At 74.5% G+C, this 24,301-nt stretch carries 25 protein-coding genes; 14 read left to right on the forward strand and 11 right to left on the reverse strand.

Features of this window, described 5'->3' with window-relative positions:
• Positions 1-54: 54 nt before the first annotated feature.
• Positions 55-1,233, reverse strand: a complete 1,179-nt coding sequence (locus tag H6H00_RS08180) for an LLM class flavin-dependent oxidoreductase (protein WP_185720707.1) — start codon at positions 1,231-1,233, stop codon at positions 55-57.
• 20 nt (positions 1,234-1,253) lie between these two features.
• Positions 1,254-2,738, reverse strand: a complete 1,485-nt coding sequence (locus tag H6H00_RS08185; protein WP_185720708.1) for an aldehyde dehydrogenase — start codon at positions 2,736-2,738, stop codon at positions 1,254-1,256.
• Positions 2,739-2,924: 186 nt separating this feature from the next.
• Between H6H00_RS08185 and H6H00_RS08190 the strand changes: the two genes are divergently transcribed.
• The 3 genes from H6H00_RS08190 to H6H00_RS08200 are packed head-to-tail and all read left to right on the forward strand — an operon-like array spanning position 2,925 to position 6,079.
• Complete coding sequence (locus H6H00_RS08190; RefSeq protein WP_185720709.1) at positions 2,925-3,923, forward strand: AraC-like ligand-binding domain-containing protein; 999 nt, start codon at positions 2,925-2,927, stop codon at positions 3,921-3,923.
• 32 nt (positions 3,924-3,955) lie between these two features.
• Positions 3,956-5,158 (forward strand): CaiB/BaiF CoA transferase family protein, encoded by a 1,203-nt coding sequence (locus H6H00_RS08195; protein ID WP_185720710.1) that lies wholly within the window; start codon positions 3,956-3,958, stop codon positions 5,156-5,158.
• 9 nt (positions 5,159-5,167) lie between these two features.
• Complete coding sequence (locus H6H00_RS08200) at positions 5,168-6,079, forward strand: hydroxymethylglutaryl-CoA lyase (protein WP_185720711.1); 912 nt, start codon at positions 5,168-5,170, stop codon at positions 6,077-6,079.
• On the opposite strand, the gene H6H00_RS08205 is transcribed toward H6H00_RS08200, so the two are convergent.
• Complete coding sequence (locus H6H00_RS08205) at positions 6,034-6,567, reverse strand: flavin reductase family protein (RefSeq protein WP_221775829.1); 534 nt, start codon at positions 6,565-6,567, stop codon at positions 6,034-6,036. The genes H6H00_RS08200 and H6H00_RS08205 overlap by 46 nt on opposite strands.
• Positions 6,568-6,726: 159 nt before the next feature.
• Here H6H00_RS08205 and H6H00_RS08210 point away from each other — a divergent pair, with 159 nt between their 5' ends.
• Positions 6,727-7,962, forward strand: coding sequence for a bifunctional 3,4-dihydroxy-2-butanone-4-phosphate synthase/GTP cyclohydrolase II (locus tag H6H00_RS08210; protein ID WP_185720712.1), 1,236 nt, complete (start codon positions 6,727-6,729; stop codon positions 7,960-7,962).
• 18 nt (positions 7,963-7,980) lie between these two features.
• Here the strand turns inward: H6H00_RS08210 and H6H00_RS08215 are convergent, their stop codons facing one another.
• Positions 7,981-9,414, reverse strand: a complete 1,434-nt coding sequence (locus H6H00_RS08215; RefSeq protein WP_185720713.1) for an amidase — start codon at positions 9,412-9,414, stop codon at positions 7,981-7,983.
• Positions 9,415-9,529: 115 nt separating this feature from the next.
• Between H6H00_RS08215 and H6H00_RS08220 the strand changes: the two genes are divergently transcribed.
• Positions 9,530-10,495 carry a helix-turn-helix domain-containing protein gene (locus H6H00_RS08220; RefSeq protein WP_185720714.1) on the forward strand — a complete coding sequence of 322 codons (966 nt, stop codon included), beginning with the start codon at positions 9,530-9,532 and terminating at the stop codon, positions 10,493-10,495.
• On the opposite strand, the gene H6H00_RS08225 is transcribed toward H6H00_RS08220, so the two are convergent.
• Entirely contained in the window at positions 10,482-11,066 is a 585-nt protein-coding gene (locus H6H00_RS08225; RefSeq protein ID WP_255425639.1) for a TetR/AcrR family transcriptional regulator, read from the reverse strand. The genes H6H00_RS08220 and H6H00_RS08225 overlap by 14 nt on opposite strands.
• Positions 11,067-11,176: 110 nt before the next feature.
• On the opposite strand from H6H00_RS08225, the gene H6H00_RS08230 reads away from it, so the two are divergent.
• From H6H00_RS08230 to H6H00_RS08255, 6 genes are all read left to right on the forward strand, one after another.
• Positions 11,177-12,382 (forward strand): acyl-CoA dehydrogenase family protein, encoded by a 1,206-nt coding sequence (locus tag H6H00_RS08230; protein WP_185720715.1) that lies wholly within the window; start codon positions 11,177-11,179, stop codon positions 12,380-12,382.
• Positions 12,379-13,422: a phosphotransferase family protein gene (locus H6H00_RS08235; protein WP_255425640.1), complete on the forward strand. Its 1,044-nt coding sequence runs from the start codon at positions 12,379-12,381 to the stop codon at positions 13,420-13,422. The genes H6H00_RS08230 and H6H00_RS08235 overlap by 4 nt, the downstream gene beginning before the upstream one ends.
• Entirely contained in the window at positions 13,419-14,105 is a 687-nt protein-coding gene (locus H6H00_RS08240) for an SDR family NAD(P)-dependent oxidoreductase (protein ID WP_185720716.1), read from the forward strand. The genes H6H00_RS08235 and H6H00_RS08240 overlap by 4 nt, the downstream gene beginning before the upstream one ends.
• A gap of 79 nt (positions 14,106-14,184) precedes the next feature.
• The gene (locus H6H00_RS08245; RefSeq protein ID WP_185720717.1) at positions 14,185-14,661 is read left to right on the forward strand and encodes a 2,4'-dihydroxyacetophenone dioxygenase family protein; all 477 of its coding nucleotides are present in this window, start codon (positions 14,185-14,187) and stop codon (positions 14,659-14,661) included.
• A 39-nt stretch (positions 14,662-14,700) separates the two neighbouring features.
• Complete coding sequence (locus H6H00_RS08250) at positions 14,701-15,543, forward strand: response regulator transcription factor (RefSeq protein ID WP_185720718.1); 843 nt, start codon at positions 14,701-14,703, stop codon at positions 15,541-15,543.
• A gap of 134 nt (positions 15,544-15,677) precedes the next feature.
• Positions 15,678-16,646, forward strand: a complete 969-nt coding sequence (locus H6H00_RS08255) for an IS481 family transposase (RefSeq protein WP_185720719.1) — start codon at positions 15,678-15,680, stop codon at positions 16,644-16,646.
• On the opposite strand, the gene H6H00_RS08260 is transcribed toward H6H00_RS08255, so the two are convergent.
• The gene (locus H6H00_RS08260; protein WP_185720720.1) at positions 16,643-17,611 is read right to left on the reverse strand and encodes a helix-turn-helix transcriptional regulator; all 969 of its coding nucleotides are present in this window, start codon (positions 17,609-17,611) and stop codon (positions 16,643-16,645) included. The genes H6H00_RS08255 and H6H00_RS08260 overlap by 4 nt on opposite strands.
• A gap of 86 nt (positions 17,612-17,697) precedes the next feature.
• On the opposite strand from H6H00_RS08260, the gene H6H00_RS08265 reads away from it, so the two are divergent.
• The gene (locus H6H00_RS08265; protein ID WP_185722258.1) at positions 17,698-18,093 is read left to right on the forward strand and encodes a RidA family protein; all 396 of its coding nucleotides are present in this window, start codon (positions 17,698-17,700) and stop codon (positions 18,091-18,093) included.
• A gap of 9 nt (positions 18,094-18,102) precedes the next feature.
• On the opposite strand, the gene H6H00_RS08270 is transcribed toward H6H00_RS08265, so the two are convergent.
• The 4 genes from H6H00_RS08270 to H6H00_RS08285 all read right to left on the reverse strand — a co-directional run bounded on the left by H6H00_RS08270 (position 18,103) and on the right by H6H00_RS08285 (position 21,017).
• Positions 18,103-18,537, reverse strand: coding sequence for a hypothetical protein (locus tag H6H00_RS08270; protein WP_185720721.1), 435 nt, complete (start codon positions 18,535-18,537; stop codon positions 18,103-18,105).
• A gap of 100 nt (positions 18,538-18,637) precedes the next feature.
• Positions 18,638-19,615, reverse strand: coding sequence for a pirin family protein (locus tag H6H00_RS08275; RefSeq protein WP_185720722.1), 978 nt, complete (start codon positions 19,613-19,615; stop codon positions 18,638-18,640).
• Between the two features lie 54 nt (positions 19,616-19,669).
• Positions 19,670-20,524, reverse strand: coding sequence for a DNA/RNA non-specific endonuclease (locus tag H6H00_RS08280; protein ID WP_185720723.1), 855 nt, complete (start codon positions 20,522-20,524; stop codon positions 19,670-19,672).
• A 157-nt stretch (positions 20,525-20,681) separates the two neighbouring features.
• Entirely contained in the window at positions 20,682-21,017 is a 336-nt protein-coding gene (locus H6H00_RS08285) for a VOC family protein (protein WP_185720724.1), read from the reverse strand.
• A 222-nt stretch (positions 21,018-21,239) separates the two neighbouring features.
• Here H6H00_RS08285 and H6H00_RS08290 point away from each other — a divergent pair, with 222 nt between their 5' ends.
• Both H6H00_RS08290 and H6H00_RS31795 read left to right on the forward strand, forming a co-directional pair.
• Entirely contained in the window at positions 21,240-21,422 is a 183-nt protein-coding gene (locus tag H6H00_RS08290) for a YegP family protein (protein WP_185720725.1), read from the forward strand.
• A gap of 101 nt (positions 21,423-21,523) precedes the next feature.
• On the forward strand, positions 21,524-23,326 hold the full coding sequence (locus H6H00_RS31795) for a serine/threonine-protein kinase (RefSeq protein ID WP_255425641.1): 1,803 nt from the start codon (positions 21,524-21,526) through the stop codon (positions 23,324-23,326).
• A 55-nt stretch (positions 23,327-23,381) separates the two neighbouring features.
• On the opposite strand, the gene H6H00_RS08300 is transcribed toward H6H00_RS31795, so the two are convergent.
• Entirely contained in the window at positions 23,382-24,275 is an 894-nt protein-coding gene (locus H6H00_RS08300; protein ID WP_185720726.1) for a helix-turn-helix domain-containing GNAT family N-acetyltransferase, read from the reverse strand.
• Positions 24,276-24,301: the final 26 nt, after the last annotated feature.

The following is a 24,301-nucleotide window of genomic DNA, read 5'->3' on the forward strand; positions in this document are numbered from 1 at the left end:
CACCGTGGCACGGATCCGTCGCGGGCGGTAATCGGGGACCGTCGCCGGACCTCCTCAGTGACGCAGACCGGCCTGCTTCAGCAGCGGCATGACCTCCTCGCCGAAGTACTTGAGCTCCTCGTTGTAGTCGATGAGCCCGAAGATCATGCCCTCCATGCCCGCCTCGTTGAGCCGGCCCAGCTCCTCGGTGACCTGCTCCGGGGTGCCGACGATCGGGTAGCCGCCCCAGCCGGCGATGAAGCGCTCCTGCATCTCCTTGACGGCGTGGTCGAACGACTGGCTCGCGCCGGACCCGGCGATCTTGATGACGTTGCCCGCCGCACCCCAGTCGCCCTCGTCGACGACCTGCTGGAACGCGCGCTTCGCCTCCTCCTCGGTGTCACGGCACACCACGAGGCCGTAGGTCATGGCGTGGATCTCGCGCTGGTACTCCTCGCGCGCCTTCGCCTTGAGCTTGGTCGTGTAGCCCTTGATGTTCTCCAGCGTGTCGAGCGAGGCGAAGTTGAAGTCGACGTTGCGCGCGGAGAACTCGATGCCCGACGGCGAGTTGCCCGCGTTGATCAGCGCGGGGCGCGGGCCCTGGTGCGGCTTCGGGTAGGCCTCGAGCAGCTCGGCGTCGAAGTACTTCGAGTGGATCGCGAACGTGCCCTCCTCGGTCCACAGCTTGTTGACGAAGTCGAGCCACTCCTGGCCGTAGGCGTAGCGCTCGTCGTGCTCGCGCTGCTCGGAGCCGAACATCTCCATCTCCGGCGGCACCCAGCCCATGACCATGTTCAGCGCGAAGCGCCCCCCGGAGATCCGGTCGACCGTGGTGGCCTGCTTGGCGGCGACGATCGGGTGCATCGTGGGCAGGTGGCTGGTGGCCGCGACGGCGATCCGCTCGGTGGCCTCGGCGACGCCGGCGGCCCAGGTGTAGGTCTCGAAGCAGTTGCCGTTGAAGTTCGTCGATCCGCCGAAGCCCTTCCAGCGGGCGACGGGGACGAGCACGTCGAAGCCGAGCCGGTCGGCGCGCTGCGCGATCTCCTTCGTGTGCTCCCAGGTGATCTCGTAGCTGCTCGGTGCGTGGCTCATGATCAGCCCGTAGGAGCAGTTGCTGCCGAACAGGCCCAGCTTCATCTTCTGGTCGCCGAACAGCGGGTTGGTCTCGGTGCGGTCGGCCGCGGGCCGCGTCTCCGCGGGCGGGCGGGGGTCGGTGGGGGCGAGGCCGAGGCGCTCGTTGGCCGTGACGGTCATCGTCTTCTCCTCTGGTCGGTTCAGCCGAGCTGGAAGGGGTCGCGGGTGCCACCGGTGAGCTCCACGAAGATCGACTTGTTCTCCGTGTACTCCTGGATCGCGTCCACGCCGTTCTCGCGGCCGATGCCGCTGGCACCGAAGCCGCCGAAGGGCATGTTGGGGGCGATCACGCGGTAGGCGTTGATCCAGACGGTGCCGGCGCGCAGCTTCGCGGCGACCCGGTGGGCGCGGTGCACGTCCTTCGTCCAGACCGATCCGGCCAGGCCGTAGGGGGTGTCGTTGGCGAGCTTGAGGGCCTCGGCCTCGTCGGTGAAGGTGTAGGCGGCCAGCACCGGCCCGAACACCTCCTCGCGGACGATGGTGTTTTCCGGGCCGACGCCGGTGACGACCGTCGGCTTCACGAACAGCCCGCCGCGCTCGGCGTCGGGCTCGCCGCCGCAGGCGAACGTCGCACCCTCGGCCGCGGCGCCCTGCAGGTAGCCGAGCACCTTGTCGTACTGCGGGCGGTTCGCGACGGGGCCCATCTCGGTCTCGGCCTCGTTGGGGTCGCCGAGCTTGATCGAGTTCGCCCTGGCCACGACCTTCTCGATCAGCGCGTCGTGCACGTCGGCGTGCACGATCAGCCGGGAGCCGGCCATGCAGGTCTGCCCGGTCGCGGCGAACACGCCCGCGATCAGCCCGTTGGCCGCGGCGTCGAGGTCGGCGTCGGGGAACACGATCTGCGGGCTCTTGCCGCCCAGCTCGAGGGTGACCCGGTTGAAGTTGGCCACCGCGGCCTGCGCGACCTTCGCCCCCGTCGCCGACGACCCGGTGAACGCGATCTTGTCGACGCCCTGGTGGGTCGCCAGCGCCTCGCCGGTGGAGCGGTCCCTCCCGGTGACGACGTTGAGCACGCCCGCGGGCAGCCCGGCCGCGTGCAGGATCTCGGCGAACGCGACGGTCGAGGCGGGCGCGTGCTCCGACGGCTTGACGACCATCGTGCAGCCCGCGGCCAGCGCGGGGGCGAGCTTGAACGTGAGCAGCAGCAGCGGGGAGTTCCACGGGGTGATCGCCCCGACGACCCCGACCGGCTCGCGCGTGGTGAACCCGAAGTAGTTGGGGTTCACCGGCGGGACGGTGCGGCCCTCGATCTTGTCGGCCAGCCCGGAGAAGTAGTAGTACCAGTTCGGCAGCGCGGTGAGCTGCCCGATCATCTCGCGGTAGAGCTTGCCCGAGTCGTTGACCTCCAGGCGGGCCAGCCGCTCGGCGTTGGCCGCGATCGCGTCGCCGACCTTCCGGATGACCGCGGCGCGCTGGAAGCCCGTCATGGCGCCCCACTCGCCGTCGAACGCGGCGCGGCTCGACGCGACGGCGTCGTCGACGTCCTCCGGCCCGCCGTCGGCCAGCCGGGCCCACGCCGTGCCGGTGTAGGGGTTCTGGGACTCGAACGTCCGGCCGGACCGTGCGTCGACGGACTTCCCGTGGATGAAGAGCTTGAGCTCCTCGAGCTGTGCGGGTGGCGTCATCGCCCTCTCCCTCGTCGGGTCTGCGTGACGGCGACGCTAGGGACGTGACCGAGGACACCGATATCCCGCGACGGCGCGGCTCGATCCGCTGAGCGCAGTCGTGTACCGCGCTCAGCGGCTGGTCGAGCGCCGCCGGGGTCCCTACTCTCGGGTGCAGGGACTGACACGAGGAGGTGTCGAGACGGGATGGAGGCCACACCCGACCTGTCGCGGTTCCCGGTGCTGGGCACGACGAGCCTGGACGAGGCCCGCGACGCCGTCACCCGGGTCTACCTCGACCACGAGCTGACCGCGCCGAGCGAGACCATGCACATGACGCTCAACGCCGTGTCCGACCGCCACTTCACGCTCGGGTACCTGGCCTACGGGGCGTCGGCGAAGCTCGTCATGCCCCCGACCGAGGACTGCTACCACGTCAACCTGACGCTGAGCGGCCGCACCGACGCCGACCGCAGCGACGGCGGGCGGGCCACCACGCACGCCCGGCGCAGCGGGCTCGTCCTGTCCCCGCACCAGCGCAACACCGTGCGCTGGTCGCCCGACGCGGAGCAGCTGATCCTGAAGATCCCCCGCACCGGCCTGGAGGGGCACCTGGGCGACCTGCTGGGCCGCCGCGTGCACGACGTGGTCGACTTCGACTTCGGCCTCGACCTGGGCAGCCCGCAGGGCAGCACGCTGCTGGCGTCGGTGGAGTTCCTGGCCCGCGAGCTCGACCGGCCGGGCGGGCTGGCCGAGATGCCGCTGGCTCGCGAGCAGCTCGAGGCGTTCGTGATGACGCAGCTGCTGCACGCCGGCCGCCACCAGTTCACCGACGACCTGCACGCCCCGGCCGAGCCGCTCCGGCACGGCCGGCTCGCCCCGGTGCTGGAGTACATGGAGCAGCACGCCGACGAGCCGCTCACCCCGCAGGAGCTGGCCCGGGTGGGCTGCATGAGCGTGCGGACGCTGCACGCGACGTTCCAGCAGGCGCTGGGCGAGTCGCCGATGAGCTACCTGCGCCGGATCCGGCTCGACCACGTCCGCACCGAGCTGCAGCGCAGCGACCCGTCGCTGGTCCGCGTCACCGACGTCGCCGTCCGGTGGGGGTTCCTGCACCAGAGCCGCTTCGCCCAGCAGTACCGCGAACGCTTCGGCGAGCTGCCGCGGGAGACCCTGCGCGGATACTCCCCGGCCGCCACCGGATAGCGCGGCGCCGCCGCCGTTCCTAGGGTCGACCCGTGAACCCCGCACTCGACGGCGTCCGCGTACTGGAGCTCGGCACCCTGATCGCCGGGCCGTTCTGCGGGCGGCTGCTCGCCGACCAGGGCGCCGACGTGATCAAGATCGAGGCCCCCGACCGGCCCGACCCGCTGCGCGACTGGGGCCAGGCCGAGGTCGACGGCCACCACTTCTTCTGGACCGTGCACGCCCGCAACAAGCGCTGCATCACCCTGGACCTGCGCAGCGAGCGGGGCCGCGAGCTGTTCCTCGACCTCGTCGGCACCGCGGACGTGGTGCTGGAGAGCTTCCGCCCCGGCACGCTGGAGCGCTGGGGCATCGGCCCGGACGTCCTGTCCGCGCGCAACCCGCGGATCGTGCTGGCCCGGGTGTCGGGCTACGGGCAGACCGGCCCGCACAGCAGGCGCCCCGGCTACGCGTCGGTCGCGGAGGCGGTCGGCGGCATGCGCCACCTCAACGGCTTCCCCGACGAGCCGCCGCCCCGCGCGGCGCTGTCGCTCGGCGACTCCCTCGCCGGCATGTTCGCGGCGCAGGGCGTGCTGACCGCGCTGTTCGCCCGGGAGCGCGACGGCGGGCCCGGGCAGGTCGTGGACGTCTCGCTGGCCGAGTCCTGCCTGGCGATGCTGGAGTCGACGATCCCGGACTACTCCGCGACCGGGCACGTCCGCGGCCCGGGCGGCACCCGGCTGGAGGGGCTCGCCCCGTCGAACCTCTACCGCTGCGCCGACGACCGCTGGCTGATCATCGCGGCCAACCAGGACACCGTCTTCGCCCGGCTGTGCACCGCGATGGAGCAGCCCGAGCTGGCCACCGACCCGCGGTTCGCCACCCACACCGCCCGGGGCCGCAACCAGGACGAGATCGACGCGATCGTCGGCGACTGGGCCGCCGGCCACGACGCCGACGCGCTGACCGCGCTGCTGGAGGCGGCCGGGGTCGTCGTCGGCCCGGTCAACACGGTCGCCGACGTCGTGCTGGACCCCCAGTTCCTGGCGCGCGACATGCTCGTCCCGCACCACGACGAGGCCATCGGCCGCGACGTGCTGGGGCCCGGTGTGGTCCCCCGGCTCGACCGCACCCCCGGGTCCGTGCGGTGGGCGGGCCCGCCCCGCCCGGGCACGCACAACACCGAGGTCTACACCGGCCTGCTCGGGCTCGGCGAGGACGAGCTGAAGCAGCTCGGGGCCGACCGGATCGTCTGAAGGAGAGCCATGACCACGCCCGTCGACCTCCGCGAGGTGGGCCTGCGCGACGGCCTGCAGCTGGAGGCCCCCGTCCCGCTCGCGACGAAGCTGGAGATCCTCGACGCCGTGTCCCGCACCGGGGTGCGCCGCGTCGAGGTCACCTCGTTCGTCTCCCCCACCGCGGTGCCCGCGCTCGCCGACGCCGAGCAGGTCGTCGCCGAGCTGGGCCGCTGGCCCGAGCTGCGGTTCTCCGCACTGGTCGCGGGCTACGGCGGGGCCCGGCGCGCCGTCGCCGCCGGGCTGCCGCACCTCGAGTACGTCATCTCCGCCTCCGACGGGCACAGCCTCGCGAACGCCCGCCGCACCTCCGACGAGGCCGTCGCGGCCACGGCCGACATCGCGCGGCTCGCCCACGACGCGGGCGGGGAGTGCGAGGCGATCATCGCCGTGGCCTGGGACTGCCCGTTCGACGGCCGCACGCCCGTCGCGCGCACGGTGGAGGTCGCCCGCCGGGCCGTGGAGCTCGGGGCCGACCGGATCTGCCTGGGCGACACCATCGGCACGACGGTGCCCGGTCGCGTCGTCGAGCTGGTGGAGGCCGTGCGGGCCGCCTGCCCGGGCGTCGAGGTCGGGGTGCACCTGCACGACACGCGCGGCTCCGGGATCGCGTGCGTGCTGGCCGCGGTGCAGATCGGCGTCACGCAGATCGACGCGGCGGTCGGCGGGCTGGGCGGCTGCCCGTTCGCGCCGGGCGCGAGCGGCAACATCGCCACCGAGGAGGTCGTCTACCTGCTCGAGGAGTCGGGGTACAGCACCGGGCTCGACCTCGGCCGGGTCCTGGAGGCCGCCGCGGTGGTGGAGCGGGCCGTCGGCCACGCCCTGCCCAGCGGTCTCTACCGGGCCGGCGGCCCCTCCCGCCCGGTCCCGCGGCCGGTCTGACCGATCCCGTACGCCCCGCGGTGGAACAGCAGCGGGAGCCGGCTGCCGTCGGCGCCGAGGTGGTGCACCCGCCCGACGACGATCGTGTGGTCGCCGCCGTCGTGCTCGTCGGACAGGGAGCAGTCGATCCAGGCGCACGCGCCGTCGAGGACGGGTGACCCGGACGGCCCCGCGGCCCAGGCGACCCCGGCGAACTTGTCGGTGCCGGAGCGGGCGAACGCGTTCGACAGGTCCTCGTGGTGGTCGGCGAGCACGTTCACGCAGAACCGGCCGACCTCGCGGATCCGCGGCCACGTCGACGACGTCCGCGCGGGCGCGAAGCTGACCAGCGGCGGGTCCAGCGACAGCGACGAGAACGACTGGCAGGTGAACCCGACCGGCCCGTCGGGCCCGGCCGCCGTCACCACCACGACGCCGCTCGCGAAGTGCCCCAGCACGTCCCGCATCCGGGCCGGCCCGACGACCTGCTCCTGCACCACCTCGTCCATGCCCCCGACGCTAGGGAGCCCGGTCCGGCCCGCGCTATCCGCAGATCGCAGGCCTGTGTCCACCCCGCCGCGCAACGGATACAACGGCGCGGCGCACGGATAGTCCGCACGCCCGGCGGCTCGTAGCGTCCGGGCTCACCCCACCCACGAGGAGTCCCGATGTCGGACGAACCGGTCGCCCTGCCCCCGACGCGCGCCGTCCAGCACGCCGTGGCGGCGCTCGCCGCGGGCGGCATGGTCGTCGTCGTCGACGACGCGGACCGGGAGGACGAGGGCGACCTCGTCGTGGCCGCCGCGACCGTCACGCCCGAGCAGGTCGCGTTCGTCGTCCGGCACACCACCGGCATCCTCTGCGCCCCGATGACGGCCGAACGCGCGGAGCTGCTGCGGCTGCCGCAGATGGTCGCCGACAACGCCGACGCCCACGGCACCGCCTTCACCGTCACCGTCGACCACGTCGACGCGGGCACCGGGGTCTCCGCCGCCGACCGGGCCCGGACGCTGCGCGCCCTCGCCGACCCCGCGACCGCGCACCACGACCTGCGCCGGCCCGGTCACGTCTTCCCGCTGCGCGCCCGCGACGGCGGCGTCCTCGTCCGGGCCGGGCACACCGAGGCCGCCGTGGACCTCCTGCGGCTGGCCGGGCAGGAGCCGGTCGCCGTCATCGGGGAGATCGTCGCGCCGGACGGGTCGATGTCCCGCGGCGCGCCGCTCCGCGCGTTCGCCGCCGAGCACGGCCTCCCGGTGCTCGCCATCGCCGACCTCGTCCGGTACCGGCGCGCGACCGAGCGGCTGGTCGAGCACGTCGCCACCTCCTCGATGCCGACGGTGTTCGGCGACTTCCGCGCCGTCGCCTACCGCTCCACCCTCGACGGCACCGAGCACCTCGCGCTGGTGCTCGGCGACCTCGCCGAGGCCGGGAACTCCGACCGCGGGGCGCTGGTCCGGGTGCACAGCGAGTGCCTCACCGGCGACATACTCGGGTCGCTGCGCTGCGACTGCGGCGCCCAGCTCGAGCAGGCCCTGCGGGCGATCGCCGACGAGGGCTGCGGTGCCGTGGTCTACCTGCGCGGCCACGAGGGCCGCGGCATCGGCCTGGCGCACAAGATCCGGGCGTACGCGCTGCAGGAGCAGGGGCTCGACACCGTCGACGCCAACACCGCCCAGGGCCTGCCCGTCGACTCCCGCAGCTACGGGACGGGCGCCCGGATCCTCGCCGACCTCGGCGTCCGCCGGCTGCGCCTGATCACCAACAACCCGGCCAAGTACGGCGGCCTCGACGGCCACGGGCTCCAGGTCGTCGGCCGGGTGGCGCTGCCGTCGGCGGAGAACCCGCACAACGTGCGGTACCTGCGCACCAAGCAGGACCGGATGGGGCACCGGATCAGCGGCTGACCCGGCGCCCCGGACGGGTCAGCCGGCCACCACCGCGGGCCGGTGCGCGGCCCACGGCAGCGCCCGCTCCAGGTCGCCGGCCAGCGCGAGCAGCGTCGACTCCGCCGCGTACGGCGCCATCAGCTGCACCCCGATCGGCCAGCCCTCCACGGACCGGCCGAGCGGCAGCGAGACCGCCGGGTTGCCGGTCACGTTGGCCAGCGCGGTGAACCCCGCGCTCGCGAAGATGCGGTCGTACCAGCCCCGCGCGCCGAGGGACGCGTCGTCGGCGTCGAGGTGGCCGAGCACGGTGTTCGGCGCGTTCGTGGTCGGGGTGAGCAGCAGGTCGTGGGTCCGGTGGAACGCCGCGACGGTGCGGGTGGCGGCGTTGAACACGCGGTCGGCGGCGTAGAGGTCACCGGCCGTCAGCGTGCGGCCGTGCTCGACACAGGCCAGGGACGTCGCCTCCAGGTGCTCGGGGCCGGGCACGACGCCCAGCAGCGCCGCCAGCCCGTCGACGGCGTCGGCGAGGAAGCTGGTCCAGGCGACCAGGTTGGCGTCGTCGAACGTCGCGGGGTCGACGCCGGGCGAGGCCTCCTCCACGGTGTGGCCCATCCCCTCCAGCACCCGCGCGACGGCCTCGACCGCGGCGACGCACTGCGGGTCGGTGACGCCGGTGCCGGACAGCGGGGTCGTGCACAGCGCGATCCGCAGCGGACGGCTGCCCGCCGCCACCTCGTCGACGAACGGCCGGGCGGGGTCGGGGAGCAGGTAGCGGTCACCCGGCTCCGCCCCGTGGACCGCGTCGAGCAGCCCGGCGCAGTCGCGCACGGTGCGGGTCAACGCGAACTCGACGCCCAGGCCCAGCAGCGGGTCGGCGTAGTCGGGACCGGGCGAGGTGCGGCCGCGGCTGGGCTTGAGCCCGACCAGCCCGCACGCCGCGGCGGGGATCCGGATCGAGCCGCCGCCGTCGTTGGCGTGCGCGACCGGCACGCCGCGCGCCGCGACCAGCGCGCCCGAGCCCCCGCTGGACCCGCCCGGGCTGCGGCTGACGTCCCACGGGTTGTGCACGGCGCCGGTCGCCACCGACTCGGTGCTCGCGTTGAACCCGAGCTCGGGCGTCGCGGTGACCGCGGCGGTGGCGAGCCCGGCCCGCCGGAACCGGGCCATCAGGTGCGTGTCGGACGGCATCGGCACGCCGTCGCCCAGCAGCCGCGTCCCGGCCCGCTGCACGACCCCCTCGGCGTGCAGGATCAGGTCCTTGATCGCGAACGGGACGCCACCGAACGGCCCGTCGGCGTCGTGCGCGAGTGGCTCGGCGAACCGCGGCTGGACCAGCGCGTTCAACGCCGGCGCCACCGCGTCGATGGCGGCGGCCGCCGCGTCCTGCACCTCCGCGGCCGTGACCTCGCCGGAGCGGATCAGCGCGGCCAGCTCCGTCGCGTCCCGGTCTGCGTACTCGTCGACGCGCATCGCGTCCTCCTCTGGGTGGGGTGCGCGGACGCTACGGCCGCGCACCGGTCCCGTCATCGGTCGACCGACCGATGACCCTGGTCAGCGGCTCGTGCCGGTGCGTAGCGTGGCGCCGGTGAGCCCGCCGACCGCGGCCAGGGAGCTGCGGACCTTCCTGCGCCACGCCGGCGCCCGCACGCCGGGGGCCGCGGCGGCCGCCCTCGAGGCGCTGCACGCCGTCGTCCCCGCCGACTGCGCCGCACTGTCGCGGTGGGACCCGGTCGCGCGCCGGCACGTCACGCTCGCCGCCACCTACCCCGCCGCGGCGGTGGCCGTGATCGACGACCGGATGCACGCCGACCCGCTGTTCGCCGACGTCCGGCGCACCCGGGTACCGGTCCGGGTGCGGGACCTGCCCCGGCGGCAGCGGCGCGGCGAGCTGTTCGAGACGCTGATCGACCCCCTCGGCTTCCGCGACGGCCTCACCCTCTGCCTCTTCGCCGCCGACGGCCGCTACGTCGGCGTGCTCAACGCCAGCACGCTCGACCCCCGCCACCCCGACGACGACGTCGTCGCGATCCTCGACCTCCTCGCCGCGGACCTGGGCGCGGCCCTCGACCCGCTGCCGTCGGCGGTCGCCCGCACGAGCGCGCTCGCGTCCGGGGACGCGGAGGGGCTGCTGGTGCCCGCGTCGGGGCCGGTCACCGCGCTCTCGCCGGGCGCCCGGCCCGATCTCGTCGCGCCCGGGTCCCCGCTGCTCCGCCTCGTGGCCGCGGTGCTCGCCGGCGACCCGGCCCCCACGGGGACGCTGCACGTGCTGGTGGACGGGCGGGTGCAGGCGGTCGACCTGCAGGGCGGCCCGTCGGGGGTGGTCGTCCTGCACCGCGAGGTGGACGCGCCCCGCGGCCTGACGCCGCGCGAGCTCCAGGTCCTCGACGCCCTGTCCCGCGGCCGCACCAACGCCGAGATCGCGCGGGCGCTCGGCGTCGCGCCCCGCACCGTGGCGACGCACGTCGAGCACGTGCTGGCCCGGACCGGCTGCCCCAACCGCGTCGCGGCGGCCCGGCTGGCGACCCGGTGGGGCCTGCTCACCCGGCCTTGACGATCCCCATCGCGAACTCGGTGTACTGCCACGCGACCTCGTTCTCGGTGGGGCCGGCGTCCTCGCGGAACCACACCGCGACGCCCATCCCCAGGTCGAGGATCGCGTAGGAGGCGAGCTGCGCCGACGCGACGCGGAAGACCCCGGCCGCGACGCCGTCCTCGACGAGCCGCCGGAAGCACTGCTCGTACTCGGCCCGGCGGGCGAGCACCGCGGCCCGGTGCGGCTCGACGAGCCCGCGCAGCTCCCGGTTGCCGACGAACGCCTCGCGCCGGTGACGGGCGTGGAAGCGCACGTGCGCGTCGGTGGCGCGGCGCAGCCGCTCCACCGGGTCGTCGGTGCCGGTCACGGCGACGCGGTGGGCCGCCAGCAGGTCGTCCATCGTCGCCGTCATCAGGCTCGCCAGCAGCTCCTGCTTGGACGCGACGTGCTTGTAGAGGCTCGGTCCCCGGATGCCGACGGCCGCGCCGATGTCGGCCATCGTGGTGGCCTCGTAGCCGAGGCGGGTGAACAGGTCGAGCGCGGCGGCCCGGATCTCGGCGGCGCGCACCGTCCTCGCTGTCTCGGTCACCGTGCGAATCTACGCTAGCTCCGGGTGTGACGGAGACGGCACAACCTTGCTCCTACCGCCGATCAGTGGTCCGATCGAACGGCTAACACTCATTAGCCGAAGGGATCCCCATGCCGATCGATCTCGCTCCCGACCCCGCGGTGGCCGATCTCGCCGCCCGCACGGCCGCGTTCGTCCGGGAGGCCGTGGTCCCCGTCGAGGTCGCCCACGACGGCGTCGTGCCGTCCGAGGCCGTGCGCGCCGAGCTGCAGGCGGGTGCCCGGGAAGCGGGGGTCTTCGCCCCGCACGTCTCCGCCGAGTTCGGCGGCCACGGCCTCGACATGGTCGGCCGCGCCGCGGTCTTCGAGGAGGCCGGCTACTCGCTGCTCGGCCCGCTCGCCCTCAACATCGCCGCCCCGGACGAGGGCAACATGCACCTGCTGGAGGCGGTCGCCACCGCCGACCAGAAGCAGCGCTACCTCGCCCCGCTCGCCGCGGGCGACGTCCGGTCCTGCTTCGCGATGACCGAACCCGCCCCGGGGGCCGGCTCCGACCCGGACGCGCTGACCACCCGGGCGGTGCGGGTCGCCGGCGGGTGGCGGATCGACGGGCGCAAGTGGTTCATCACCGGCGCCGACGGGGCCGGGTTCGCGATCTGCATGGCGCGCACCGCGGGCGAGCCGGGTGAGCGCGGCGGCGCCACGATGTTCCTCGTCGACGCCGACAACCCCGGCATGCACGTCGGCCGGCACATCCCGACGCTCGACGAGAGCCTCTACGGCGGCCACCTCGAGATGGAGTTCGCGGACTGCGTCGTGCCCGACGAGGCCGTGCTGGGCGAGGTCGACCTCGGCTACCGCTACGCCCAGGTGCGGCTGGGCCCGGCCCGGATGACGCACTGCATGCGCTGGCTGGGCATCGCCCGCCGCGCGCAGGACATCGCCGTCGCCCGCGCGGCCGGGCGCCGGGTGTTCGGGTCGCGGCTGGCCGACCTCGGCATGGCGCAGCAGATGATCGCCGACAACGAGATCGACATCGCCGCCGCGCGCGGGCTGATCCTGCAGGCCTGCTGGGAGCTGGACCAGGGGCGGTCGGGGTCGCAGTCGGTGTCGATCGCCAAGACGTTCACGGCGGAGGCGGTGTGGCGGGTCGTCGACAGGTCCCTGCAGCTGTGCGGGTCGCTCGGTGTCTCCGGCGACATCCTGCTCGGCCGGTTCCTGCGCGAGGTCCGCCCGTTCCGGATCTACGACGGGCCGTCGGAGACCCATCGCTGGTCGATCGCCCGGCGGGTGGTGGGCCGCCACACCGCCCCCGCCCCCGCCCCGGTGCCGGCGTGAGCGCGGCGACCGTCGAGGGCCTCGACCTGCCCGCCCTCGACCGCTTCCTGGCCGAGCACGTCCCCGGCTACGCGGGTGGCCTGCGCGCCGAGCTGATGACCGGGGGCCGGTCCAACCTGACCTACCGGCTCACCGACGGCGTCAGCACCTGGGTCCTGCGGCGGCCCCCGCTCGGCACCCTCACCCCGTCGGCGCACGACATGGCGCGCGAGTACCGCGTCGTCGCCGCGCTCGGCGCCAGCGACGTCCCGGTCGCCCCCGCGGTCGCCCTCGCCGACGAGTCCGTGATCGGGGTGCCGTTCGCCGTCGTCGGGTTCGTCGCGGGGTCGGTGATCGCCGACGAGTCCGAGCTCGCCGCGCTGGCCGACGCCGACGTGCACCGCTGCGCCCTCGGGCTCGTCGACACGCTCGCCGCCCTGCACGCGGTCGATCCCGCGTCCGTCGGGCTCGCCGACTTCGGGCGGGCCGAGGGCTTCCTGCGCCGCCAGGTCCGGCGCTGGTACGGGCAGTGGGAACGCGTCCGCACCCGGGAGGTGCCCGACGTGGAGACCCTGCACGCCCGCCTCGACGCCGCCTGCCCGGACGAGAGCGGCACCGCGATCGTCCACGGCGACTTCCGCATCGACAACACCATCCTCGACCCCGACGACCCCGCCCGGATCCGGGCGGTCGTCGACTGGGAGATGTCGACCCTGGGGGACCCGCTCGCCGACCTCGGGGTCCACCTGGCCTACCGCGACCCGGCCTTCGCCCCGATCCTCGGCGGCGCGGCCGCGTCCACCAGCGACCGGATGCCCCCGGTCGCCGACCTCGCCGAGCGCTACGCGCGAGCCTCCGGGCGCGACCTCACCGACCTCGGCTTCCACCTGGCCCTGGCCTACTTCAAGATCGCGGTCATCGCCGAGGGGATCCACCAGCGCCACGAGCGCGGGGACACCCGCGGCGACGGCTTCGCCACCGTCGGAGAGGCGACGGCCCCGCTCGCCGCCGCCGGCCTGCGCGCCCTGGGAGACCCCCACCCCTCGAAAGGACAGCCGTGACCAACCCCGTCCTCGACCGGTTCCGCCTCGACGGCCGCGTCGCCGTCGTCACCGGGGCCAGCTCCGGCCTCGGGGCCGGCTTCGCGGTCGCGCTGGCCCACGCCGGCGCCGACCTCGTGCTCGCCGCGCGCCGCGCCGACCAGCTCGCCGCCACCGCGGCGGCGGTCGAGGCGGTCGGCCGGGTCGACGTCCTGGTCAACAACGCGGGTCTCGGCACGGCGGTCCCGGCGCTCAAGGAGACGCCCGAGCAGTTCCGGCGCGTCGTCGCCGTCAACCTCGAGGGCGCGTACTGGATGGCGCAGGCCTGCGCCCGCGTGATGGAGCCCGGGTCCAGCATCGTCAACATCTCCAGCACGCTCGGGCTCGTCGCCTCCTACGCCCCGCAGGCCGCCTACGCCGCGACCAAGGCCGGGCTGATCGGGCTCACCCGCGACCTGTCCCAGCAGTGGGCCGGGCGCCGCGGGATCCGGGTCAACGCGATCGCCCCCGGCTACTTCGCCAGCGAGATGACCGCGGAGATCCCGGCCGAGCAGCTCTCGGCGTTCGTCGCGAGCCGCAGCCCCCTGGGCCGTCTCGGCGAGCAGCAGGAGCTCGACTCGGCGGTGGTCTTCCTGGCCGCGCCGGCCTCGAGCTACGTCACCGGGAGCACCCTCGCCGTCGACGCCGGGATGTCGGGGCACTGAGCAGAACACCCCCTTTGGTGCACTGACCCGGGCCGTTCGGGCCGACCTACCGTGAGGTCTCCCGGACGAAGGAGTTCAGATGACCGGCACGCTCCCGGACCTCACCACCGAACCGTCGCACTTCGCGGCGGACTCCCGGCACTGGCACCCGTTCACCCCGTACAGCGACGAGGTGCACCTGAAGGTCTTCACCGCCGACGTGGCGCGGAACGAGACCGCGGTGATGCTGCGGGCCGAGGCGGGAGCGCAGCTCGGCGTGCACGACCACTTCGGCCGCGTGCTGGCCTACACCCTGCGGGGGCGGTGGAGCTACGCCGAGCACGACTGGGTGTCGGGCCCCGGGGACTTCGTGTACGAGGTCGCCAACAGCCAGCACACCCTCGTCGCCGACCCGGCCGAGGACATCGAGATGTTCATCTACGTCGAGGGCCCCATCCACTTCCTCGGGGCGGACGGGGAGATCGTCGGCATCGAGACCGCCCGGACCTTCGCCGATCGCTACCTCCGGTTCTGCCTCGACAACGGGTACCCTGCACCCGAGCTGAACCCCTACTGAGCAGCAGGTTCGCGGAGCGCAGCACGTGCTGGAGGTGCGATGCCCCGACACACGACACCGGCCGCGACGCTGACCGTCGCCGACTACGCGCGGGCGTTCCGGCTCGTGGACCGGTGCGTCGACGCCGCGTCCGTCGAGTCCCTCCGGGAGGAGCTCCTGGAGGGACTCGGCTCCGTCTACGGCATCGTCGACTCCGCGTTCTTCTGCGCCACCACCTTCACCAGCACCGCCGCCGACCCCGACCCGGTGCTCAACGGGCGCACCGCCGCGATCATCGACGAGTACCGCGAGCGCTGGTGGCGCTCCGACGTCATGTTCGTGGCCGACTCGCTGGCCGGCATCCGCCGGTGCGGGGTGAGCGCGCTGTCCCGGCTCGACCCGCAGCACCTGTCGGGTCCCGCACGGAGCTACGTCACCGACTTCCTCCTGCGGGAGGGCGTGCGGTTCGTCTGCGCCCTCGACCTCGACCTGGCCGACGGCAGGCGCGGCGTCGTCGGCCTGTTCTCCGAGCGGCCCGAGCACCTCGACGACGGCGACCTCGCCGGACTGGAGCTGGTCGTCCGGCAGATCTCGGCGGTCTCCCGCCGACTCCCGCTCCGCGACCGGCCGACGACCGCCCTCGACGGCCTGACCCCGCGGCTGCGCGAGATCGCCCTGCTCGTCGGCGAGGGGTGCACCAACGCGGCGATCGCCCGCCGCACGTTCCTGAGCGTCGACACCGTGAAGAAGTACGTGACCCAGGCCCTCGCCCGCACCGGCTGCCGCAACCGCACCGAGCTCGCCCTGCTCTGCCGCACCTCGACGGCCCGGACGCCGGTCGACCCTCCCGGGTGCCCGGGGACCGACCTGCCCGCCGCCCGTCACGCACCCTCGGCCCGGTGACCGGCCGGTCCGTGCGCGGCCCGGGGCACTAGTTGTAGTGCCCATGTGCGTTGTTGACGGCGTGGCGGCTTGAACAGGGCGAGACCTCCGGGCGAGGTGGGAGTTGCTGACGCTCACACCCGCACGGAGGTCTCATGGCCCACCGTAATGCCCGCCTGACCGTTCACGGCCGCAAGCTCCTCGTCGACCGGGTTCTGTCCGGTCGGCCCGTCGCCCACGTCGTCGCCGAGATGGGAGTGTCCCGCCCGACCGGCTACAAATGGGTCGCCCGCTATCGCGCCGAAGGCGACGCCGGGCTCTGCGACCGACCCAGCCGCGCCCACCGGATCCCGCACCGCACCGGTACCGAAGTCGAAACCCAGATCATCGAGCTGCGGCGCGCCCGCAAGCTTGGGCCCGCCCGGATCGGGCCGCTGCTGGACATGCCCGCCTCGACCGTGCACGCCGTGCTGACCCGGCACGGGCTGTCCCGGCTGGCCTGGATGGACCGCCCCACCGACACAGTGATCCGCCGCTACGAACGCGACCGCCCCGGCGAGCTGGTCCACGTCGATGTCAAGAAACTCGGCCGCCTCCGCGACGGAGGCGGATGGAAAGTCCACGGCCGCGACAGCTTGGTGCACCGCCGAGCCCGCTCAGGGCCACGGGTCGGGTTCGACTACGTCCACGCCGCGATCGATGACCACACCCGCATCGCCTACGCCGAGATCCACCCCGACGAGAAAGCCGGCACCTGTGCCGGGTTCCTGCGCCGCGCCGCCGCAGCACTAGCCGAGCACGGGATCGACCGGATCGAGCGGGTCATGACCGACAACGCCATGGCCTACCGCCGCTCCGCGGCCTGGCACGACGCCCTGGCCGAACTCGGCGCGAGCGCCCGGTTCACCCGCCGTTACCGACCCCAGACCAACGGCAAAGCCGAACGGTTCAACCGGACCATGCTCGAGGAATGGGCCTACCAACGCCCGTTCACCAGCAACACCGACCGGGCCCAGGCCTTGCCCGGATGGTTACACACCTACAACCATCACCGCGGACACACCGCGCTCGGAGGTCTCCCACCTATCAGCCGGGTCAACAACCCGCCTGGGCATTACAACTAGTCGTCGTAGCGGGCGGCGATCGCGAGGGCGCGGTCGCGCAGGGCGGCCCGCAACGACGGCGGGGTGAGGGCCTCCGCGTCCGCACCGAGCCGCCACACCGCCCACTCGGCGTGCCGCGCGTCCTGGAAGGTCACCTCCAGGTGCAGCCGGCCCTCGTCGTCGGGGTGCTCGGCGAGCACCGCGAGCGCGGTGCCCACCAGCTCCTCGCGGCGGGCCGCCGTCAGCCGGACCTGCACGGTGACCTGGTCGCCGCCGGTCCGGAACCGCGTGCTGCGCTCGCGCCAGAGCCGGTCGAGGTCGATCCCGTCCGGCCGCTGCGCGGGTTCGTCGAGCTCCTCGGCGGCCAGGATCCGGGAGAGCCGGTAGGTGCGGTCCGCGCCCGACGTCGTGGCCAGCAGGTAGCCCCGGTCCCGGACGGTGACCAGGCCGATCGGGTCGACGGTGCGCCAGCCCGGCTCCCGGTCCACCGGCGCGTAGTGCAGGCGCAGCCGGTGGCCGGCGAACACGGCGCGCCGGACCTCGGCCATCGCCTCGGCAGCGACCTCCTCGGTGACCGTCCGGCGGGCGAGCAGGTCGGTCTCCGGCTCGACGAGGAACCGTCCGGCCGCCTCGCCCACCGCGGCCGGGTGGCCCGCGGGCAGGGCGTCGACCACCTTGCGCACGGCCGAGGCGAGCGCCGAGCCGAGCCCGAACACCTGCTCGCCCCGGGCCGTCCCGGCGGCGAGCAGGGCCAGCGCCTCGTCGTGGTTCAGCCCGGTCAGCTCGGTCCGGAAGCCGGGGGCCAGCACGAAACCGCCGTAGCGGCCGCGCTCCGCGTAGACCGGGACCCCGGCCGCCGAGAGCGCCTCGATGTCGCGCAGCACCGTGCGGCGGGTGACCTCCAGCTCGCGCGCCAGCGTCTCGGCCGTCAGGCGGCCGCGCCGGCGCAGCAGCAGCACCAGCGACACCAGCCGGTCGGCACGCACCCGGGAACCGTAGCGGAATAGGTGACCGGAGATGTCACCTATCAGCGGCAGGCTCCGCCCCACGGATCGAACGAGGGAGCGTGACGATGGAACGGACGGCCGTGAACCCGGTGCCGTGGTCGGTGGAGCTGGGGTTCAACCAGGGCGAGGTCGTGTCCGGGGCGACCCGGACGCTGTACTGCTCCGGGCAGACCGCGACGGACGGGGACGGGAGGCCCCGGCACGACGGGGACATGGCGGCGCAGGTGGGGCTGAGCCTCGACAACGTGGAGGCCGTGCTCGGCGCGGCCGGGATGGCGCTCGCGGACGTCGTCCGGCTCACCGTCTACACCACCGACGTCGAGCTGCTCCTGCAGCACTACGGCGTGCTGGCGGCGCGGTTGGGCGCCGCCGGGGTGGCCCCGACCACCACGATGCTCGGGGTGACCCGGTTGGCGGTCCCCGGCCAGCTGGTCGAGCTGGAGGCGACCGCCGTCGCCTGACCGGACGGGCTACCGGGCGCCGACCGGAGCGACCCCGGCGGAGGTCTCGTACGGGTTGGCGTAGGGCAGCGGCTCGTCCCCGCCCGGCGTGGTGGTCTCGAAGACCCCGTCCAGGTCGGTGTCGTCGAAGATCACGTCCGCCAGGCCGTCGGCGTCGAAGCCCAGCGCGACGACGTCGGCGACGAACGTGCCGTCACCGGGGGTGTTGTCGAACGCCGCCACGTCGTCGTAGAAGTCGCCGTCGACGTCGACGAGCACGGTGTCCAGGGTGCCGTCACCGTTGGTGTCGAGCTGGGTGGTCTCGGTGTAGCCGTCCCCGTCGAGGTCGACGTAGCCGAAGCCGCTGCTCTCGTCGAACTCCGGGACCTCGGGGGTGGTGGTGTCGATCGGGGTGGTGTCGATCGGGGCGGTGTCGATCGGGGCGGGGTCGTAGCACTCGGACATCGGATCCTCCAGGGGTGTTCGCGGCGGCCTCGGTGGCCTCTCGTGAACACCGACGCCGGCCGAACCGCCCGGGTTACACCGGATCCGGAGCGATCAGGGGTCAGCCGCGCGGCCTCAGGCGCGCGTTCGGCAGCTCCGGGGCCGGGAGCACGTCCGCCCAGGCCGGTGGGAACGTGCCGAAGCGCCTGCTCCCGACGACCCCACCGGACCGTTCGGCCTCCCACTGCGCGCGGTAGCCGGCCACCTCGTCGTGGGTGCGGCCGACGAAGTTCCACCACATGACGATCTGCTCCCCGAAGGGCGTCCCGCCCAGCAGCACGACGCGGGCGGGCCCGTCACCCGTCGCCTCCAGGACGAGCTCCCCGGAACCCGGCGGCCGGTACAACAGCCGTCCCCGGCCGACCTCGTGCCCGTCCACCGCCACCGGACCGGCGTCGACCAGCACCCCGTGCTCGAAGCCCGGCTCGACGGCGAGGCGCAGCGTCGCACCCGGGTCGAGACCGATCTCCGCACCCACCAGTGGGCTGAACGTGGTGACCGGCGACGACTCCCCCGCCAGCGTGCCCACGAACACCAGGACGCGGCTGCCGTCGCCCACGACCGGGCGCGGCACGTGGCTCTCGAACCCCGGCGGGGCGTCGCGGTGCGGTTCGGGCAGCGCCACCCACAGCTGCACCCCGTGCAGGATCCGCGAGTCCGCGGTGGACACCTCGGAGTGGGCGATGCCGTGGCCCGCCGTCATGAGGTTCACCTCGCCGGGGCGCACCACGGCGTGCGCGCCCGTGGTGTCGCGGTGCTCGATCCGGCCCTCGAACAGCCACGACACCGTCTGCAGGCCGGTGTGCGGGTGGCCGGGGATGGAGGACCCCCCGGTCACGGCCGTCTCGTCGGGGCCGTAGTGGTCGAGGAAGCACCAGGCGCCGATCAGCGTGCGCTCCCGCTGCGGCAGCGTGCGGCGCACCGGCACCGCCCGCGCCCCGCCGAGGGGGACCAGGCGCGGTTCCAGCACCTCCGGTGCGGGCCGGGTCGGCCCGCCCTCGCAGACCGTCTCGACCGGGCGGGCCTCCACGTTGCTCACGTCAGCTCCTCGGGTGTGCGCCGGGACCGGCTCGTTGATACCACCTCGCGCCGGCTACAGCCGGACCTCGGTGAGGGAGCCGAGGGGGACCCACCGGTCGCGGGGACCGACGCCGACCGGCGCGGGGGCGGCGAAGCGGTCGGCGGCCACGAGCGGGCCCAGGTCCAGTCCGGTGAGGACGGCGATGTCCTCGACGGGCACCTGGAACGTGCGGAACGGGCCCAGCGGCGGGGGGTCGGCGGCCGGGGGCTCGCCGACGTCGGAGAAGTCGATGTCGTCGAGCTGCGGGGTCTGGTCCAGCACGTAGCCCGTCGCCGCCACCCCCGGCTCCCCGTCCGGCCCGGGCGCGGACCAGGCGGCCACCTTCCAGAACAGCCGCGGGATCCCCACGCCCCGGTACCGCGGGTCGTCGTCGGCCAGCACGGGGGCGGTGAACACGCTCAGCTTCGTGTCGTAGGTGTCGGCGTGGGTCAGCACGTAGTCCTCGAGGCCCAGCCACAGCTCCATGGACTGGTTGAACTGCGCCGCCTGCGGGGCCGCGTTCGCGTAGGAGAACGTGTCGCGGTCGGCCTGCTCCGCGACCGCAGGCGCACCCCAGACCGGATCGCTGCGGCGCACCAGGTGCCCGCGGTCGAGGTCGTTGTCCCGGTACAGGTCCGGGCCGGCCTGCTCGTCCGCCCCGACCCGGGGGTCCAGGCGCCAGTCGTCGCTGCGCGCGACGTCACGCAGAGCGGACCCGTCGATGTTGACCCCGGTCGCCACCGCCAGTCGCCGTGCGGGGTCGAGCAGCACCGTGAAGTGGACGTAGGTCAGCTCCCGCAGCACGCGCCCGTCCGCCGGGATCGGCACGGCGGTCGGGGCACCGAGGAAGTCGTCGTCGTACCCCGGTGCTGGCTCTGCGGCGCTCATGCCGCAGACCCAACCACGGGCGTCCGGTCAGGGCTGCGGCGCGCCGAGCGGGGCGCCCCCGGCGGAGGTCTCGTACGGGTTGGCGTAGGGCAGCGGCTCGTCCCGAACCGCCCGGGTTGCACCCGGAGCGGCGGGCCGCACCCCCCGCGCCCAGGTTCTAGGCGCCCGTGAACACGACCCGGTTCCCGTCGGGGTCCTGGAGGGCGAGGATCCGCGACGAGGTGACCGGCTGGGGACCGTCGTGGGCCACACCCGCGTCGGTCAGCCGGGCGGCCAGCGCGTCCAGGTCGTCCTCGCCCAGCACGATCGACGACCGACCGGCGCGGTCGGGCTCGGCGAAGACCTGCACTCCGAAGGTGCTGCCCAGGTGCCACTCCAGCAGACCGCCCATCGGCCGGGCGTCGGGCGCCCGGCCGAACACCGCCGAGTACCACCGCTCCGCGGCAGCGAGGTCGCTGACGGTGGCCTGAGCCAGGACGCTGTGCATCGCCATGAGAAGAGTCCTCCCTGCCGGCGAACCGCCGGCCCCTCGTGGTCACCTGCGCCGCCGTCGGGCAGTGGCACAGGTGCTCACCCGGGCAGACCACCGCCACGCCCGGAACTCATCGGGGCGCCCCGGGCGGCCGTGCGCGCCACCGTCAGGAACTGCGTCCGGGCTGGGCCGCCGCTAGGGTCTGCCGCCATCGGAAGGGATCACCGTCGATCGGGAGGCGTGATGGCCGGCACGTTCGAGGTCTACCAGGACCGCGCAGGCAAGTTCCGGTTCCGGCTCAAGGCCAGCAACGGCCAGGTCGTGGCCACCGGCGAGGCCTACGAGACCAAGGCCGCGGCGAAGAAGGGCTGCGAGTCCGTCCTCCGCGCCGCGGACGGCGCGCCGATCGAGGAGGTCGACGCCTAGCTCCCCGACCCGGGGCGGTGTCCTACTGTTCCTGCGCGACCCCATGATCACGACGATCACCGGGTCGCAGCCGGCCGTGCGGGCACGGTCGGGGCCGAGCGGTGTCGGGGGTCGGAGTGCGGGAGCTGCGGGCGGGTGAGCCGCACACGATCGGCCCCTACCGCCTCGTCGGGGTGATCGGCGCGGGCGGGATGGGGCAGGTGTTCCTCGGCGTCGCCCCCGACGGCCGCCTCGCCGCGGTCAAGCAGGTCCTGGCCGGGTTCGCCGACGACCCCGGGTTCCGGGCCCGGTTCGCCCGCGAGGTCGACGCCTCCCGTCGCGTCTCCGGCGCCTACACCGCGCCCGTCCTCGACGCCGACCCGCACGCCCACACCCCCTGGCTGGCCTCGGTCTACGTGCCCGGCCCCAGCCTCCAGCAGGCCGTCACCACGCACGGCCCGCTCCCGGAGACCACGCTGCGTCGCCTGGGCGTCGGCCTGGTCACCGCGCTGGCGGAGATCCACCGGGCCGGGCTGATCCACCGCGACCTCAAGCCCGGCAACGTCCTGCTCACCGACGACGGCCCACGCGTCATCGACTTCGGCATCGCCCACGCCCTGCACGACTCGGCCCCGCTGACCCGGACCGGTGCCGTCATCGGCTCCCCGGGGTACCTGTCCCCCGAACAGCTCGACGACCTCCCCCTCACCCCCGCCTCCGACGTGTTCGCCCTCGGCGCCGTCCTCGCCTACGCCGCAGGCGGGCAGGCACCGTTCGGGACCGGCACCCCCCAGGCGATGCTCTACCGGGTCGTGGCCGCCGACCCCGACCTCACCCCCGTCCCGCCCGCCCTGCGCCCGCTGCTGGCCGCCTGCCTGGCCAAGCACCCGGCGCAGCGCCCGACGATCGCGCAGCTGCGGGAGGCGATGGGCCGGCTCGAACCCACCCACACCTGGCTCCCACCCGCCCTGCACGCGATGGTCGCCGACCAGGCGACGGCCGCGCGGCGCCTCGCCGGGCTCGCCCCCGCGCCCCCCGCGACACCGCCGCCGCCGGCCGCGGGTCCCGGTGCGCACGGCCCCCATGGGGTCGCACCGCCGCCCCACCCGACGTCACCCCCGGCCGCGGGACGGCGCCGCGGACGGGTCATCGCGGCGGCCGGTCTCGCCGCGGTCGCCGTCGTCGCCGCGGTCGTCGGCCTGGTGGCGTTCCTCCCCCGCCCCGGCACCACCCCGGCCGCGGGCGACGGCGCCGAGCAGGGGTTGTCGGCGCCGGACGCCGCCGCACTGGTCACCGACCTGCTCCCCGACCCGGAGACGCCCCCGCCGGGGTTCCGGCTCGTCGACGACCCCGGCACCCCCGAGATCGACGGCGTGACCGCCGACCCGCTCGCGATCGACCGCAGCCGCACCTACTTCGCCTGCGAGGTCCAGGCCGACCCACCCACCCCGGCCGAGGCCGGGGTCACCGCGGTCAGCGGAGTCCGGTTCGTCGAGGACACCGACATGGCCGCCGGCCGGTTCCGCGACTACCGGTTCGTCACCGTCGCCCACCTCGCCCCCGGCAGCCGCGACCAGATCATGCGCGAGATCCGCGGCCGCATCGGGGACTGCCGCACCGACATCCCACCCGGGTTCACCGACTGGCGGTTCACCGACAACACCGTCACCGGCGCCGACGAGACCGTCGGCTACATCGCCAACCAGGAGCCGGATGCGACCTTCCCCGAGTTCCCCACCCGCGTCGGCGCCTGCGACTTCGCCCGCGTCGGGGCCGTCGTCATCCGCGCCTGCACCCTGATCAGCAACACCCCGAACGCCCTCGGAGCCACGTCGACACTGGCCCAGGACGACACCCTCCGCGCCCGCAACCGCGAGATCCTCGAACCCCTCGTCGCCCGCGCCCGCGAGCTCCGCACCGGCTGAGCGACGGGACGCTCCGCGACGACCGCCGTCGCCACGACCCTCCGGCGCCCGGACGCTAGACCGCGGACCCGGCCCGACGGTCGGCGACGGGCTCGGTCGGTGCCCGGTCGTCGGCCCGGCGCCGTTCGAGGAAGACCGTGTCGCGCCAGACGCCGTGATGCCGGCCGATGCGTTCGCGGAGGCCGAGGGTGCGGAAACCGGCGGACCGGTGCAGGGCCAGGCCGGCCCGGTTCTCGGGGAAGACGCTGGTCTGCAGCGTCCAGAGCCCGGCACCGTCGGCCGCGTCGACCTGACGGTGCAGGAGCGCCCTGCCGACGCCGCGGCCGCGGACGCCCTCACCCACGTAGACCGAGGTCTCGGCGACGCCGGCGTACACGGGGCGGGGGGAGACGGCCCGTGCCGCGGCGAATCCGACGACCCGGCCGTCGATCTCGGCGACCCACCGGTGGGCGGGCAGCCAGGCGTCGTCGAGCGCGTCGCGTGCGGGGACCGCGGTCTCGAATGTCGCGTGGCCGGTGGCGATCCCCTCGGCGTAGATCCGACGGACGTCGGCCCAGTCACCGGGTCCGAGGGCGCGCACGACGACGTCGGCCGGGAGGTCCCCGGGGCAGCAGGGACGGGGGGCGAGCATCCCCATGACGGCGTCGGCGGCGTGCGGCAGGCCGGTGCAGCAGGCCGGGTTCACCGAGACCAGGGTCGCGGTGCGGTCCTTGCGCAGGTGCACGAAGCCGACGTCGGCGAGCCTGCGCACGTGGTGCGAGCACGTGGACTGGCTGATGCCGAGCTGCTCGGTCAGCTCCCCCACCGTGACCGCCCGCCCGGCGACGGCCACGGCGTGCAGCAGCCGGACCCGCATGGGCTCGGCCAGGCACGCGAACCACTCCGCGTAGGTGCTCGCGTCGGCCGGTGCCAGCTGCTCGACCGGTGGGGCTGCCGGGGACGTCGTCATCCCCCGAGTATCGACGGCGATCGATG

This window comes from Pseudonocardia petroleophila (assembly GCF_014235185.1).
Classification (GTDB): Bacteria; Actinomycetota; Actinomycetes; order Mycobacteriales; family Pseudonocardiaceae; genus Pseudonocardia; species Pseudonocardia petroleophila.